This window comes from Ruegeria sp. D6, from assembly GCF_056534365.1.
In genome coordinates this window covers 1,230,489-1,246,241 of record NZ_JBQFPH010000001.1, presented here as the reverse complement: position 1 = coordinate 1,246,241, position 15,753 = coordinate 1,230,489, and the positions used below count along the sequence as shown (strand labels likewise).

At 55.9% G+C, this 15,753-nt stretch carries 12 protein-coding genes; 7 read left to right on the top strand and 5 right to left on the bottom strand.

The window, feature by feature from the left end:
* Positions 1-116 precede the first annotated feature (116 nt).
* Complete coding sequence (locus tag ACR0A1_RS06225; protein WP_480866665.1) at positions 117-1,103, top strand: MBL fold metallo-hydrolase; 987 nt, start codon at positions 117-119, stop codon at positions 1,101-1,103.
* Between the two features lie 115 nt (positions 1,104-1,218).
* Here the strand turns inward: ACR0A1_RS06225 and ACR0A1_RS06220 are convergent, their stop codons facing one another.
* The 5 genes from ACR0A1_RS06220 to miaA form a co-directional block, all read right to left on the bottom strand.
* Positions 1,219-3,306: a dipeptide ABC transporter ATP-binding protein gene (locus ACR0A1_RS06220; RefSeq protein ID WP_170393301.1), complete on the bottom strand. Its 2,088-nt coding sequence runs from the start codon at positions 3,304-3,306 to the stop codon at positions 1,219-1,221.
* A 93-nt stretch (positions 3,307-3,399) separates the two neighbouring features.
* Complete coding sequence (locus ACR0A1_RS06215; protein ID WP_480866663.1) at positions 3,400-4,863, bottom strand: ABC transporter permease; 1,464 nt, start codon at positions 4,861-4,863, stop codon at positions 3,400-3,402.
* Between the two features lie 13 nt (positions 4,864-4,876).
* Positions 4,877-5,923 carry an ABC transporter permease gene (locus tag ACR0A1_RS06210; RefSeq protein WP_170393299.1) on the bottom strand — a complete coding sequence of 349 codons (1,047 nt, stop codon included), beginning with the start codon at positions 5,921-5,923 and terminating at the stop codon, positions 4,877-4,879.
* Positions 5,924-6,044: 121 nt separating this feature from the next.
* Complete coding sequence (locus ACR0A1_RS06205) at positions 6,045-7,715, bottom strand: ABC transporter substrate-binding protein (protein WP_170393298.1); 1,671 nt, start codon at positions 7,713-7,715, stop codon at positions 6,045-6,047.
* Positions 7,716-8,066: 351 nt separating this feature from the next.
* Positions 8,067-8,960, bottom strand: coding sequence for a tRNA (adenosine(37)-N6)-dimethylallyltransferase MiaA (miaA, locus tag ACR0A1_RS06200; RefSeq protein ID WP_480866661.1), 894 nt, complete (start codon positions 8,958-8,960; stop codon positions 8,067-8,069).
* Between the two features lie 97 nt (positions 8,961-9,057).
* On the opposite strand from miaA, the gene pyrH reads away from it, so the two are divergent.
* The 6 genes from pyrH (at position 9,058) to ACR0A1_RS06170 (ending at position 15,726) form a co-directional block, all read left to right on the top strand.
* Complete coding sequence (gene pyrH, locus ACR0A1_RS06195; RefSeq protein WP_480866659.1) at positions 9,058-9,810, top strand: UMP kinase; 753 nt, start codon at positions 9,058-9,060, stop codon at positions 9,808-9,810.
* 334 nt (positions 9,811-10,144) lie between these two features.
* Positions 10,145-11,371, top strand: coding sequence for an aminotransferase class V-fold PLP-dependent enzyme (locus ACR0A1_RS06190; protein WP_480866657.1), 1,227 nt, complete (start codon positions 10,145-10,147; stop codon positions 11,369-11,371).
* A gap of 47 nt (positions 11,372-11,418) precedes the next feature.
* Complete coding sequence (locus ACR0A1_RS06185) at positions 11,419-12,843, top strand: cryptochrome/photolyase family protein (protein WP_480866655.1); 1,425 nt, start codon at positions 11,419-11,421, stop codon at positions 12,841-12,843.
* A 69-nt stretch (positions 12,844-12,912) separates the two neighbouring features.
* On the top strand, positions 12,913-14,121 hold the full coding sequence (locus ACR0A1_RS06180) for an SAM-dependent methyltransferase (protein ID WP_170393292.1): 1,209 nt from the start codon (positions 12,913-12,915) through the stop codon (positions 14,119-14,121).
* Positions 14,122-14,137: 16 nt separating this feature from the next.
* Positions 14,138-14,578 carry a TrgA family protein gene (locus ACR0A1_RS06175; RefSeq protein ID WP_170405320.1) on the top strand — a complete coding sequence of 147 codons (441 nt, stop codon included), beginning with the start codon at positions 14,138-14,140 and terminating at the stop codon, positions 14,576-14,578.
* 29 nt (positions 14,579-14,607) lie between these two features.
* Positions 14,608-15,726, top strand: a complete 1,119-nt coding sequence (locus tag ACR0A1_RS06170) for an NUDIX domain-containing protein (protein WP_480866653.1) — start codon at positions 14,608-14,610, stop codon at positions 15,724-15,726.
* Positions 15,727-15,753 lie beyond the last annotated feature (27 nt).

Below are 15,753 nucleotides of genomic sequence, written 5' to 3'. Positions count from 1 at the left end.
GATTTCCCCCATATTACCCCCCGATTTTTCTGATCTGAGCAACCTGTGCCACGCGCGCTAGGCTGGTCGCAAGGGTGCGGACCAAGCCGGGCCTTTTCAACTCGGGAGGATAAAAAATGGATCGCAAAGATCTGAAACCCACAATTCTAAACGGAGAACGCGACACATTGGCAACTGGTCTGTCGCGTCGATCGTTCTTTATGGCTGCCGGGGCCGCCGGTGTCGGTGCAGGGGCCTCACTGTTGGGTAGCAAACCGGCCGAGGCGCAATCGCAGGCCTGGCTGCAGCCTGGCAATAATAACCACGTAATCGATCTACAGGGCTCGACTGGTCAGGCAAGCACGGGAGCGGTTGGAATCGATTATTACGGTCACTGCGCGATCAAAATTACCTCTCCAAACGGAGCGACCGTATTGTTTGATCCTTGGCGCGATGATCCCTCCGGCGCGTGGGGCCTGTGGTTCCGCAACGAGTTCCCGCAGATCCCAGTTGATATCACTATGTCCACTCATGCTCATTTTGACCATGACGCTATCGAGCGGCCAAGTTCCACAATGGTTTTAGACAGGATGGCGGGCATTTTTGAATTTGCTGATCTTAAGATCACAGGTTTTGCTGACAAACATGCCTGCGTTGCGCCGGGTTGGTACGAATGGACCAACGCCTTGGCCGAGTTTGGCGCGGAAGCTTGTCCGCCCAACAACGTCGGACATATGGACATGGTGGTCTACCTTGTCGAAACCGGAGGCATTCGCACCTTGATCTGGGGCGACAACCGCCACAATCCGCCTCAGGAGTTCTGGGATGCTATAGGACAGGTAGACGTGCTGACTTTGCCCGTCGACGGATCGGAACACATCCTTAGCTTCGATCAGGGCAACGATATTGTCGCCAAGCTCAAGCCCAAGATCATCATCCCGACGCACTACCTCAATGAGGTTACGTCATACACGCTTACGACGCTGCAGGCCGCAGACGATTGGGTCAAAAGCCAGCAGAGTTACAAGATGCTCGACAGCGCCAGTCTAAAACTGGAAGCCGGAGATGTGGCGGGTATGAATCAGGAGTTCATGCACTTCGGCAACAACGTGATGACGGGCTGATTACGATCAGAAACTGCCACTCACCCACGACCTGCGTCGCCTGTCTCCCCAAAAAACGTGACGCAAATTGAAAGGGCCGGTCTTTGACCGGCCCTTTTCTTTCGTTCGCGCGGATTTATTCGGCCGCAATTTTGATAACCGGCTCCATTTTGGCCAGAATGTCTTCGGCAAGGTGACATTTCACCTGATGACCATCCGCAAGTGTTTGCACCGGAGGCACATGGGATTCGCATCGCCCGTCCGGCACTTCTGATTTCCAGCGACAGCGTGTTTGGAACGGGCAACCCGGCGGCGGGTTCATGGCCGAGGGGATATCGCCCTCAAGCACGATGTGCTGTTTTTCGATCGATGTGTCCGCGATTGGAACCGCACTTAGCAATGCCTCAGTGTAGGGATGATAGGGTGGGCTAAAGACCTGATCGGTGGTGCCCAGTTCAACCACATGCCCCAGATACATCACCATCACACGGTCACTGAGATAGCGCACGATTGAAAGGTCGTGACTGATGAACAGCAGCGTGGTTTTGTGCTCGCGCTGAATCTCCATCAACAGGTCCGTAACGGCAGCTTGTACAGATACGTCCAGTGCCGACACCGGTTCATCCGCAACCACGATCCGTGCATCACCGGCAAAGGCGCGGGCGATACCGACGCGCTGCTTCTGACCGCCTGATAGCTGGCGTGGCATCCTGTCCGCGAAGGCGCGGGGCAATTTCACGAGATCCAGCAGTTCCAGCATCCGCTTCTTGCGATCGGCCTCGGAGTCACCGACGCCAAAGATTTCCAGCGCCCGGATGATTTGACGGCCTACGGTCATCGACGGGTTCAGCGTGTCGAACGGGTTCTGAAACACCATCTGCACTTCGCCAACGGTCTTGGCGTCGCGTTCTTCGATGGGCACGTCCTCGATATTGCGATTGTCCAGCAGGATCTGCCCGTCGGTGGCTGTTTCTAGCCCCATCAAAACCTTCGCAAAAGTGGATTTGCCGCAACCGGATTCGCCGACAATGGCAAGCGTCTCGGATTCATGCGCTTCAAAGCTTAGCGTCTCATTGGCCTTGACCACTTTGGTCTCACCACCGCCGAACAATGCATTCGCAGCCACCTCATAGTATTTCTTGAGGTTATCCATTTTCAGAACAGTCCGGCCAATCTCGCCTTTCTCTTTCTGCTCACCAACGGTGATTGGCGCGTTCCAGTCGATTTCCTGGAATTTCAAGCATCGCGTGTGGTGTCGGTCGTTGCCCGGTACCGCCTCCATCAGGATATCCTTGGCGTCACAGCGGCCTTCTTCGAAATAGTCGCAGCGCGGACCAAAGTTACAGCCCGGAGGCCGCTCATGGGGCAGGGGAAAGTTCCCAGGTATGGCGACCAGTGGGCGCGAGTTCTTGTCAGCGCCCGGCAGCGGGATCGAGCGGAACAGCGCCTGGGTATACGGGTGCTGCATCTCGTCGAATACATCCTTGATCGAGCCGCGCTCGACGGCCTCACCTGAGTACATCACGCACAGCCGGTCGCAGGTTTCCAGCACCAGACCCAGATTGTGCGAAATGAACAGCATCGAGGTGCCGTATTTCTTGCCCAGATCCTTGACCAACTCGACCACGGCGGCCTCGACCGTCACGTCCAGAGCAGTTGTTGGCTCATCCAAGATCAACAAGGCAGGTTTCGACATCAGCGCCATCGCAATCACGATCCGCTGCTGCTGACCGCCTGACAGCTGATGCGGGAACGAGTTCAGCATCCGCTCAGGGTCGGGCAGGCGTACATCGGTGACCACTTCCAACGCACGAGCATAGGCCTCTTCTGCACCAACGCCCTCATGAATCATTGGCACTTCCATCAGCTGTTTGCCGATCTTCATCGCCGGATTCAGCGATGCCATCGGCTCCTGATAGATCATCGCGATTTCATTGCCACGTATGTCGCGCAGCTCTTCGGTGGTCATCTCGCCCAAATCGCGGCCTTTGAACTTGATCGAGCCACCGACGATGCGGCCATTCTTGCCCAAATCCTGCATGACACCCAGCGCCACGGTAGATTTCCCACAACCTGATTCACCCACCAAACCGACGGCTTCGCCGGGTTGCACACTGACCGAGAAATCCATCACGGCAGGGATCTCACGAAGGCGGGTAAAGAAGGAAATCGAAAGCTTGTCGATCTCCAGGATTGGCCCGTCATAATCCGCCAGTTTGTTCATCTTATTACTCCTCGCGAGAGTCCGGGGGTTCCCCTTCATCTGGCTAAAAATATCTCGGGGGTCCGGGGGCAGAGCCCCCGGCCTCGATCACAATCAGTCCTTCAGACTTTCTTCGCGCAGACCATCCGCCAGCAGGTTCAAGCCAAGAACCAGCGACAGCAATGCCAGCGCGGGCGGCAGTGCGGGATGTAGATAGATCGACAGAAGCTTGCGCCCCTCGTTGATCGTCGAGCCCCAGTCCGGGCTTTCCGGTGGCAGCCCCAGCCCAAAGAAACCCAAGGTTCCAAGCAGGATGGTCGTGTAGCCGATGCGCAGGCAGAAATCGACGATCAGCGGACCACGCGCGTTGGGCAGGATTTCCCACAGCATGATGTACCATGGACCCTCGCCGCGCGTTTGGGCCGCAGCCACATAGTCGCGAGTTTTGATGTCCAGCGCCAGTCCGCGTACGATGCGGAACACGGTCGGAGAGTTCACGAAGACCACCGAGACGAACACCACCAAAATACCGCCTGGAATATCGAACAGATCAAGGTAGGTCGGCAGACCCCAGATGCGGTAGCTGTCGGTGTTGATGATGTAGCCACCGGTCGAAATCAGCGACAGGTAGAGCCAGAGCGCAACACCCAGAACGCCGATCAACAAAGGCGTTCGAAAACTGGGACGCGTATAGAAACGCGAATTCAGCAGAACGCCGAGGAAGATGATCGGGAACACGAATAGGATCGCCGCCATATAGTTCGGCACGCCGGTCGCTACGATCTCGGGCGTGACCAAAAGGTAGAACAGCAAGATAACGGGAAAAGCCAGGATCAGGTTCGCGAGGAATGACAGGAGCGTATCCAGACGCCCGCCATAGTAGCCTGCGGGTAAACCCAGAGTGATACCGACCATGAAGGCAAACATCGTCGCCAGCGGCGCGATCTGCACGACGATCCAGGCACCTTTAACCATACGGCTAAAGACGTCGCGCGCGAGGTTATCTCCACCCAGCAAATACCAAGCGTATTGACCGTCCTCCAGATTGGGAAGCGGGGTGCCCGGCACTTTGTTCTTCATACCCGAGACCTGCGACAGGGGATCGTGGGTTACGATCAGATCGAGTGCGCCAAATATGCCGGTGAACACCCAGAACATCACAAGGCCAAAGCCGATCATACCAATGGGGCTGTCGAACAGCTTGCCATATAGGCCCAGCTTGCGCTTGAACGCAATCGACATCGCATAAAGGATGATCAGCGACAGCCAGACGGGCAGAAACTGCCGAGAGATAGCGCCGATGATGCCAGCACTGGTCCCCATCAGGATGCCAAGGACAATGTACGCCACCGCAATTCCCACACTTGCCAGAAAGCTATAGCGTAGCGACGATTGTATCAGGATTCTTAGGCCAGAGCTCGAACTGAGCGTCCCATCGGCATTCACAATCATCTGATCTTCGGGCAGCACGATACTTGCCAGCATCCAGACAACGATGGACAAAAGCATCAGTCCCAACGCAAGCATCAACAGCGGGTTCAGGAAGGCGATAGAGCCGGTCCAGGTAAGTGGTTCCATGATCTATCCCTCCTTACGAAATGCGGATGCGCGGGTTGAGGTAGACATAGCCGATATCCGAGATCAGCTGCGTCACCAGCACCACGAAGACCGACACGACCGAGATCGCCAGCAGCAGCTGGATGTCATTGTTGCCCGCTGCCTGTACGAGCGCCCAGCCAAAGCCCTTGTAGTTGAACAGGGTCTCGACGATCACGACACCATTCAGCAGCCATGGGAACTGCAGCATAATGACTGTAAAGGGCGCGATAAGCGCGTTGCGCAGCGCGTGTTTCATGACGATATTCGGGAATGACACGCCTTTCAGACGCGCCGTCCTGATGTATTGCGCCGTCATCACCTCGGTCATTGAGGCGCGGGTCATCCGGGCGATATAGCCCATCCCGTAAAGCGCGATGGTCAACACTGGTAGGAAGAAATTCTCAAATGTCGGGTTCTCCATCGCCTGAGTGGCGGTGCCTTTGAACCATTTCAACCCGACGGCGGAGGATGTGAAGATCGCTATGAAGATAACGCCCGAGACGTATTCTGGGGTCGCCGTCGTCGTGATGGCAAAGGTTGAAAGCGTCCGGTCAGTGGCCGAACCTTCCTTCATCCCGGCCAGGATGCCCAGAATGAGTGCCGAAGGGACCATCAGCAGCATCACCCAGAACATCAGCCGTCCGGTCAGTGCCAGCCGGTTGCCAACAACGGTAGAGACCTCTTCCTTGAAGACAGTTGAATATCCCCAGTACCCCTGCAGGATACCGCAGAAATTCGGAGATTCCTCGGCAGTTTTGCCTGGCAGGATACATCTACCCTGAACGGTTCCGTCCTCATTTGTGTGTCGGAACGAGGGCAGGACACCGAGCCATTCACCGTATTTGATCGGCGTGGACTGGAGGTAGCCGTTTTTCTCCAGATAGCTTTCGACCTGTTCATCAGACATCCTGAAATTGCCCTGCGTCTTCGCAAGCTTTTCCAGGTTCGGGTAGAGATTGGTAAGGAAGAAGACCAGGAATGTCAGGCACAATGCTGTCAGCAGCATAATCCCCACACGCCTTAGAATGAAAAGTCCCATGTTAGCCCCTGTTGATCGGCTGGCGTGACAGGCATTTCGCCCCACGCGTTGCTATTGTTCTGGTCGCCGTATTGAGGACGAAGGGCCGCGCCAGTTCGGCGCGGCCCTTGTAGGTTTCGGCTTAGGAAGTCAGGCCGAACTTATAAAGCTGCGGCAGGTCCGCAATGTGCTTTTCGACACCGACCATATTGTCGCGGTGGTGACGCATCGCGGTCCGCCAATAGGGCTGGATGACCACGCCTTCGTCGATCATGATCGCCTGCAGTTTCGCCATCACCTCGCGGCGCATATCGACATCCGCGATCGAGTTCGCCTCGGCCAGCAGCTTGTCGAACTCTTCGTTGGCAAAACCAGATTCGTTCCAAGCGACACCCGACTTATACGCCAGTGCCAGAACCTGCGTGCCCAGCGGGCGGTGGTTCCAGTTGGTCGAGGAATACGGGTACTTGGTCCAGTCGTTCCAGAATGTCGAACCGGGCAGAACCGTGTGCTTTGCCTTGATGCCCGCATCGTTCAACTGAGCCACTACCGCAGCCGTGGTATTGCGACGCCAGTCATCGTCGATCGACTGCACTTCGTGTTCGAAATCGCCCATACCCGCTTCGTCCATCAGCGCCTTTGCGCCTGCCGGATCGTAAGGGATACGCGTCACAGCCGAGTCGTACTCGGGGTGCATCGGGCCTACATGACAGTTGTCGGCAGTGATGCCGTAGCCGGACATGCCAAGTTCAAGGCAGACGGCGTTGTCGACTGCCATGGCAAGGGCCTGACGGACCCTCTTGTCGCCATAGATTTTGTTGCCGTCGGCGTCTTCAGCCAGCTGGTTGGGGCGAATGACAATGGTAAAGCCCGATGGGATTTCCGAGCGGACAAGGCCAATACTGTCAAAGATGTCGACAAACTCGCCAACCGATTCCCAGTTCATATCGATCTCTTCGGCCTCATAGGCGGCCAGGAAAGCAGCAGGGTCAGTGCCATAATCGATGAATTCGATCCGGTCGATATAGCCGCCTTTACCAGCTTCGTAGCCCCACCAGTCAAAGCCTTCGTTGCGGACCAGTACGCCCTTCACGCCGACCTCATGGCTTTCGGGCATCATGAAACCCGTACCAACTGGGTTGGACAGCATATCATTTGCATCAAAGCTGCTGTGTACGATTGCACCCGGATAATCTGCCATGCCGGGGATGATCGTGATATCCGGCGCGTTGCACTTCAGCTTGACTGTATGCGAGTCGACAACGGTGATGGCGCCATCTGCGGCTTTCTGAGTGCTCTCATCCATCAGTGAGGCCATGCGCGAGGCCATCGAGTTCCCTTCCAGAGACCCGTCGCACCAACCTTCGATATTGCGAGCTACGTCTTCGGCAGTGAAATCGTCACCATTGTTCCACTTCACACCTTTGCGGACGTTCAGCGTGTATTCAGTGGCGTCATCATTGGCTTCCCAGCTTTCCAGCAGCATGGGTTTGAACGAGCCGTCATTATTGTATTCGACAAGATATTCCAGCCAGCCAGCCGTGAAGGTTGCGATCTGCGTCCAGTCATATGTGCGCGGGTCTTTCAGTGCGCGCACTTCCATTTGATAGCGGATGGTGCCGCCACGCTGAGGTTCGGCAGCGGCTGCCGGTGACTGCAGGCCAATCATGCCATATGCCGTCGGTACAGCAACGCCCAGCGCGGTTACACGGGCCAGAAATTCACGACGGCTCAGATTGCCCTCACGATATTCCTTGGCGTGCATCTCTGCCGCCCAATGCATCGGCTTTCCGTTGATTGTCTGGTTTTCCATAGATGTCTCCCTGTGACACATAATTTTTTTAGATTTCGTGTTTCTGATTGATAGAGCCGGGCACTACAGGGACCGTTTGGTCTCGGTTGGTAGGGCCACGGGCTTGGATTTACGATTTATCAACATCCCCATAGCCGCATTCGGCACCAGTTTTTTCCCTGCGTCAATGTTGGAAATCGTCATAGATGGTACAAAAACGACATCCGAGCAGAAAGTGAGGTTCGGAAAGTTTCAATGTGAAAGGAAACGAGACACGTTGTGACGGATAGATGGATATATATCTATCTCTCACCATGGTGCTGATTAAGACGTTGTTATATTAGGCTTTATCGTCTCCGGCGACTGCAGCCTTCAACACGCAGCGTCAAGGTGATGCCAGAGCTTCATGCGCGCACGGAACCATGTGCGTTGGCGCTTGGCAAACTGCCGTGTCGCGATCGTCGCTTTTTCGCGCGCCTCATCCAGTGTCATGCGGCCGTCCAGGTAGCCCATTAGCTCCGGAACGCCGATCGCTTTACAGGAGGGAAAAGAGGGGTCATAGCGATCGCGCATGGCCTCCACTTCCACTATAGCTCCTTGGTCCAACATCAGGTCGAACCGTCGGTTTATGCGATCCAGCAGCCAGTCTTTTCTGGCGTCGAAAACAATCGGCACCGTGTTTTGAATATCCAGTATCGGGGCGGGGGTGTCAGCCTGCCAATCCGATAGGGATCGCCCGGTTGCGCTCTGAACCTCCCAGGCGCGCTGAACACGCGCGCGGTTTTGGGTGTCGATCCTCTGCAGGGTCAGACCGTCCAAACCCGCGATTAGTTCTTGCAACGGCAACTTATCCGCCTGTTCCCGGATTTCCGGCGGGGTTGCGGGGATATCGGCCATCCCCTCGGTCAGGGCTGTGAAATACAGACCGGTCCCTCCGACGATTATCGGACGAGGGCGTTGCGACAGCATCGGCGTAACCTCTCGCAGCCAATGACCAGTCGAATAGGTCTGGTCATAGGCAACATGCCCATACAGACGGTGCGGTGCACGGGCCTCATCCTCGGGCGAGGGGCGGGCCGAGATAATACGCCAGCAGTCATAGACCTGACTGGCATCGGCGTTGACAATCACGCCTCCGAAACGCTCGGCGATCAACAGCGCCAGCGCCGATTTACCCGAGGCAGTGGGCCCGGCGATCAATACAGCTTTGTCATCGGGAATCGACGGCAATTGCGCCAAAAGCCGGTTCTCAGAGTTGTCGGCCATGACTGGTTGCCCCGTTCCTGACTATCCGCATTGAACCTGCGGAGGTTTTGCTTCATTTTGCGCCGGAAAATAACCCCGTGCCAGCCCGGAGCGCAATATGAGCCTTTCCCCTTCCATCGAGACCACCGAGACCCCAAAAACAACATATGACCGTGTCATGTTGAAGATTTCCGGCGAGGCGCTGATGGGAGATCAGGGATTCGGACTGCATCCGCCCACCGTTCAGCGCATCGCGCAAGAGGTCAAATCGGTTCATGATCTTGGTGTTGAGATTTGCATGGTCATCGGTGGTGGCAATATCTTCCGTGGTCTGTCTGGTTCGGCGCAGGGGATGGAGCGTACGACAGCCGACTACATGGGCATGCTGGCGACTGTCATGAACGCGCTGGCGATGCAATCCGCGCTGGAGGGGGTAGGGGTCTTTACACGTGTAATTTCGGCCATTCGGATGGATGAGGTGTGCGAGCCCTACATTCGCCGCCGTGCTGTTCGTCACCTTGAGAAAAAGCGGGTTTGCATCTTTGCCGCAGGAACCGGGAACCCCTATTTCACCACCGATACCGCTGCGACTCTGCGCGCTAACGAAATGGCGTGTCAGGCGATCTTCATGGGCAAGAACGGTGTGGATGGCGTTTATGACAAAGACCCCAAGGTACACTCGGATGCAGTGCGCTATGATCAGGTTTCCTATGACGATGTTTTGGCCAAGCGGCTGCGCGTAATGGACGCATCGGCCATTGCGTTGGCGCGCGACAACAATCTGCCACTGATCGTCTTCGGTCTGGATGAACCCGGCGGGTTCCGCGGCATCCTGGCGGGTGAGGGGACTTACACCAAAGTTCAGGGCTAATGCTGATTTGAACAACACTGAGCCGGGCATCTCTGCCCGGCATTTTCCTACTTAAAAGAAACTAAGCCCCCGCGTGGGCCAATGTCTTCGTCAGTGCACGCATTGCGTGGCGGCAAAAAATACCATTAACGCAATCACTTGACCCAACCTTCTACCTCTGGCTATCTGGCCGGGTCTGCTGGTGGTGATGGGGCCATCATGGGGGCTGCCGTCGATCCTTACCCGTTCCAAGGACCTGCGGCTGGGCTGGAAGACCTGCCTTGTTTTCGGGGATGTCCGGACTTTGCGCGGGCAACAACCCGGACTGTAGTGCATGATAAGGGAGAGAGATGCGATGGGCGCTCTTGATATTGAATTCGTTCGGGCACAGTTCCCGGCCTTTTCGGAACCCAGCCTTCAGGGACAGGCCTTTTTTGAGAATGCAGGTGGATCCTATACCTGCAAACCTGTGCTTGATCGGTTGAGCCGGTTCTACACCCAGCGAAAGGTTCAGCCCTACGCGCCCTATGAGGCGAGCCGTGCGGGTGGCGCGGAAATGGACGAAGCACGAGCGCGACTTGCCGCGATATTGGGGGTGGAAACAGATGAGCTGAGCTTTGGCCCTTCGACGACGCAGAACACCTATGTACTGGCTCAGGCATTCCGGCAGTGGATGCAGCCGGGCGAAGCGATTGTCGTGACCAATCAGGACCACGAAGCAAACTCGGGGCCCTGGCGGCGATTGGCCGATGAGGGGATCGAAATTCGGGAATGGAAGATTGATCCGGAGAGTGGGTCTTTGAACCCGCAAGATTTGGAGAATTTGCTGGACGAGAAAGTGCGGCTGGTGTGCTTTCCACATTGCTCGAATGTCGTTGGGGAAATCAACCCGGTCACCGAAATCACCGCAATCGCCCATGCTGCGGGTGCTTTTGCCTGTGTCGACGGGGTTTCTTACGCACCGCACGGGTTCCCCAATGTCGGTGATTTGGGCCCTGATATCTATCTGTTTTCCGCCTACAAAACCTATGGCCCGCATCAGGGTTGCATGGTTATTCGACGAGCTCTGGGTGAATTGCTGCCCAACCAAGCGCATTATTTCAACGGCGACACTCTTTTCAAGCGGTTCACACCAGCCGGGCCTGACCATGCTCAGATCGCGGCCAGCGCAGGCATGGCGGACTATGTGGACCTGCTTTGTGCCCATCATGGAGGACCGGAAACAGGAGCTTCGGCAAGGGGGTCCTTTGTGCATGATCTGATGCGGGAACACGAGGTTGCTTTATTGCAACCTCTACTGGACGCGGTCAAAGACCGGAACGCTCTGCGCCTGATCGGACCGTCTGATGCCAGTCGGCGCGCACCGACGGTAGCGTTAAGTCTGAATAAGAAGGCCGAGCCTGTTGCTGCCGAGCTTTCCAAACAGGGTATCATGGCGGGTGGCGGTGATTTCTACGCACATCGCCCGTTGCAAGCGATGGGCGTTGAAGCAGAACAAGGGGTCTTGCGCCTTAGCTTTACACACTACACCAGTCGACAGGAAATTGATCAGCTTTTGGAGGCGCTTGACCGCGTTTTGTGATCCAGTTTCTGCGGCGCTTCGTAGTTCGAAGAAAAAATGGGGCGGACATGGATTTTGATCATTCTCCGATCATTTTGTGGTTCAGGCGCGATCTTCGGTTAGGAGATCATCCGGCGCTGAGCGCGGCGGTGCAATCAGGTCGACCCATCGTGCCCGTATTTGTTCTCGATCATCAGGTTCAGACTTTGGGTGCCGCGCCGAAATGGCGCCTTGGTCTGGGCCTTGACGCTTTTGCCAGCAGGCTTGAGCAGCTTGGCAGCAAGTTGATACTGCGCCAGGGTCAAGCACTGGATGTTCTTTGTGAACTGGTCAAAGAAACTGGGGCAGGCTCCGTATTCTGGACGCGGGCTTATGATCCAGAGGCGATCAACAGGGATACCCAGATCAAGGCTGCTTTGACCGAACAGGGTATCCAGGCACAGTCATTTGCTGGCCAACTTCTGTTTGAGCCTTGGACGATCGCCACCAAAACCGGCCAGCCGTTTCGGGTCTTCACTCCGATGTGGCGATCAGTGCAGGGGCGCGAAGTCTCTTTGCCCGAGCCCGCGCCCACGCGGCTTATGACGCCGAAGACCTGGCCTGCGTCCGATCAATTGTCTGATTGGCGACTGGATCGGGATATGCAGCGCGGGGCCGCAGTGGTCCGCCCGTTTGTCCACCCGGGCGAAAATGCGGCGCTGGACCAGCTGGACGCGTTTCTGGAACGTATTGATCAGTATCGCGAACAGCGGGATCAACTGGATCAATCTGGTACCTCTGATCTTTCAGAATACCTTGCTCTGGGCGAGATCGGGCCGCGTACAATCTGGCACCGGGTGCAAATCGCCGACCAAAGCGGGGCGCATGGTGGTGAAGGCTATCTGCGTCAGCTTGTGTGGCGTGAGTTCGCATATCACTTAATGTACCACTGGCCGCATCTTCTGAGTGCCAATTGGAAGCCAGAATGGGACGCATTCCCATGGAATACTGATCCCGACACGCCCGAAGTGCGCGCGTGGCGCCAGGCAAGAACCGGAATTCCGCTTGTCGATGCCGGTCTAAGGCAAATGTATGTCACCGGACGCATGCACAATCGGGCTCGGATGATTGTCGCGAGTTATCTGACAAAGCATCTGATGACGCATTGGAAAATCGGCGCAGACTGGTTCGGGGATTGCCTGATCGACTGGGACCCAGCTGCAAATGCGATGGGATGGCAATGGGTGGCCGGTTCCGGCCCTGATGCCGCACCGTATTTCCGTATCTTCAATCCCGACACACAGCGCGAGCGGTTTGATCCAAACTCGGGTTATGTGCGTCGCTGGATTGCCGAGGGCCAATCCGAGCCGCCATCGACCGCGCTAGCCTATTTTGATGCCGTGCCGCGATCATGGGGGCTTTCTCGTGACCAGATGTATCCCGCACCGGTGGTGGGGCTGAAGGAAGGCCGCGCCCGTGCGTTGGGCGCGTATAATGCCGGAAAAGACCAGTAAGGAACTGAAAACTTGCCAGAAACCGAATCCCGTCCTAGCTTTGACCCGCAACCGCAGAGGGGAGAGCGGATGTTCCTGACGAGCACCGAAGGGCAGGAAAACCTGCCGAGATATTTTACACAAGTCTTCAAGATGCTGAAGAGGATGGAGCGCGGCCGACTTGACATCGCGCTGCCCGACGGACGCATTTTCCGCGCGGATGCGCCACAACCAGGCCCCGTGGCACATGTGGACATCCACGACCCGGACGTCTTTTCCCGGCTGGTGCGCGAGGGAGAGCTGGGCTTCTCGGACGGCTACCTTGAAGGCGATTGGAGCACACCGGACCTACGTAGTTTCATGGACCTCGTGCATCTGGGAACTGAGACGGTCTACGATGATTTTACCGGACAGTTTCTAGTGCGAGCCTATGAAAGACTGCGGTTCTGGTTGCATCGTAACAACCGGTCGCAGGCGAAAAAGAACATCTCGTATCACTATGATCTCGGCAATGACTTCTATGGCCTGTGGCTGGATGACACGATGACCTATTCCAGTGCCATATTTGAAACGGGTCAGGAAAGCCTCGAAAAGGCGCAAACTGCGAAATACGCCAGCCTGGTGGATGAAATGGGGGCCAAACCGGGGGATCATATCCTTGAGATCGGGTGCGGCTGGGGTGGGTTCGCCGAATATGCCGCGAAAGAGCGTGGGCTGCGCGTCACCGGGCTGACCATTAGCCAAGAGCAGTTGAAGTTTGCTAGAGAGCGAATTGAAAAAGCAGGGCTTTCTGATCTGGTGGAGTTCAAGCTACAGGACTACCGCGATGAGCAGGGTCAATATGATGGAATTGCCTCGATCGAGATGTTCGAGGCAGTCGGTCAGAAATATTGGCCCGCATATTTCAACACGGTCCGTGATCGGTTGAAGCCGGGTGCCCATGCCACTTTGCAGATCATCACGGTCGCGGATCATCGTTGGGATATTTACAAGAACGGCGTTGATTTCATTCAGAAATACATCTTTCCCGGCGGGATGTTGCCAGCACCGTCTATCCTTAGAGATCAGATCGATCAGGCGGGGTTGACCGTTGTACGCTCAAAAGAGTTTGGCAAAAGCTACGATCTGACCCTGCGGCGCTGGTACGAGACCTTCAATGCCAAGTGGGATCAGATATCGGAGATGGGGTTTGATGAGCGTTTTCGCCGCATGTGGAATTATTATTTGACCGCATGTGGCGCAGCCTTTGACACCGGTAATTGTGATGTGACACAGATCACGATAGCCAAACCCAGTTGAAGAACGGAAAAATCGAATGCCTACAGCCTCACGTCTCGTCGCCGCGTTGTGTCTGCTGGTGATCGCGTTCCTTGTGTCGGGCATGATTATCGATAACGGGGAAGAGGGTAAGGACTATGGTTATTTCACCTACGTGAACATAATCCTGGGTTGGATCTGCGGCTGGGTTGTCATGGGTAAACGTGCTGGCCGTGGCTGGACCGCGGCCGTCAACAACGGTTTGACCGGTGTTGCGGCGCTGGTGTTCTGGGGGCTGTTCGTTCAGGGCACCTACGAGATGTTCAGTCAGGCGATGCGCCATCGGTTTGGTGGTCCGTTTGAGGCTCTGCTTGCTATCTTTCAGATCGGGATTGGCTATGGTGAACAGCTTCTGGCACCGGAAATCCTGCTTACGCTGGGTTTTGGTGCTGTTCTCAGCGGGATACTTACCGAAATTGCCTTTCGCCGCTGGCGTTAAATCTGATCTGCCAATTCGGGGCCTCAACTTTGTCCAATCTGTTTTTCTATGGCACTCTGCGCCATGTCTCTTTGCTGGAACTCGTCATGGGTCGCAGCGCAGACGATTTATCGGCGATGCAGGCTGTTTTGCCCGATCACGCCGTATATGCGGTTCAAGATCAACCCTTTCCAATGATTGTCACCGAAAAGGGCAGTAAGGCCAGTGGCGTTCTGGTGCAGGGCCTAGGTGATGTCGAGCGTAGTCGATTGGCCTTCTATGAAGGCGGGTTCGAATATGAACTGCGCCCGGAGACAATCGTGACTGAGGATGGAAAAGAACATCAGGCCTTGGTGTTCTTTCCGGATACTGACATTTGGAAAAAAGGCGCACCGTGGGATCTTGAAACCTGGATCAGGGATTGGGGTGCGCTTTCGGTGTTCGCGGCAGTCGAGGTGATGGCCCATTATGGAAGAGTCGATGCCTCGGACATCGTGCGCAGCTTTCCAGCCATAAGAACACGCGCCTGGGCCAGATTAGCGGCAAGACAACGTGGAACGGGGGATGAGCGGAGCGTTGTGGATGACGTGATCGTTCATGACCGCAAGCACGCCTATGTAAATTATTTTGGGATGGATGAAATTGAACTGCAGCATCGTCAGTATGACGGCGCCCTGAGCCCGGTGCTGCATCGCAGCGGGTTGATGCAAGGGGCTGCAGTGATCGTCCTGCCTTATGATCCGGTGCGCGATACGGTGTTGCTGGTAGAGCAATTTCGCGCGCCCGTGTTCTTGATCGACGACCCCGAGCCGTGGATGTGGGAGCCTGTGGCTGGCATGATCGACCCGGGCGAAACACCTCAGCAGGCGGCCACCCGCGAGGCCATGGAAGAAGCGCAGATTTCACTATACCAACTGGAATATGTAGGTGGTGCCTATTCATCCAGCGGATCGTCAACAGAATATGTTTATCTCTATGTCGGTCTTGGAGATCTGACTAGTACGGTTGAAAGCGGTGGCCTCGCTTCCGAAGGTGAGGATATCCGCAGCAGAATTCTGCCGTTTGATGAATTCATGAACATGGTAGATGCTCATGTTTTCAAGGATCTGCCGCTTCTAACTCTTGCTTATTGGTTGGCGCGGAACCGCGATCGACTGCGCGCTAGTTGATCCCTGCTTGTGATCGCGTCAGGGCAC

Bases quoted from the DNA above. Each gene is read 5' to 3' on its own strand.
- ACR0A1_RS06190 (WP_480866657.1), top strand. From the start codon at position 10,145: ATGGGCGCTCTTGATATTGAATTCGTTCGGGCACAGTTCCCGGCCTTT.
- ACR0A1_RS06180 (WP_170393292.1), top strand. From the start codon at position 12,913: ATGTTCCTGACGAGCACCGAAGGGCAGGAAAACCTGCCGAGATATTTT.
- ACR0A1_RS06225 (WP_480866665.1), top strand. From the start codon at position 117: ATGGATCGCAAAGATCTGAAACCCACAATTCTAAACGGAGAACGCGAC.
- ACR0A1_RS06220 (WP_170393301.1), bottom strand. From the start codon at position 3,306: ATGAACAAACTGGCGGATTATGACGGGCCAATCCTGGAGATCGACAAG.
- ACR0A1_RS06175 (WP_170405320.1), top strand. From the start codon at position 14,138: ATGCCTACAGCCTCACGTCTCGTCGCCGCGTTGTGTCTGCTGGTGATC.
- ACR0A1_RS06205 (WP_170393298.1), bottom strand. From the start codon at position 7,715: ATGGAAAACCAGACAATCAACGGAAAGCCGATGCATTGGGCGGCAGAG.
- miaA (WP_480866661.1), bottom strand. From the start codon at position 8,960: ATGGCCGACAACTCTGAGAACCGGCTTTTGGCGCAATTGCCGTCGATT.
- ACR0A1_RS06210 (WP_170393299.1), bottom strand. From the start codon at position 5,923: ATGGGACTTTTCATTCTAAGGCGTGTGGGGATTATGCTGCTGACAGCA.
- ACR0A1_RS06185 (WP_480866655.1), top strand. From the start codon at position 11,419: ATGGATTTTGATCATTCTCCGATCATTTTGTGGTTCAGGCGCGATCTT.
- ACR0A1_RS06215 (WP_480866663.1), bottom strand. From the start codon at position 4,863: ATGGAACCACTTACCTGGACCGGCTCTATCGCCTTCCTGAACCCGCTG.
- pyrH (WP_480866659.1), top strand. From the start codon at position 9,058: ATGAGCCTTTCCCCTTCCATCGAGACCACCGAGACCCCAAAAACAACA.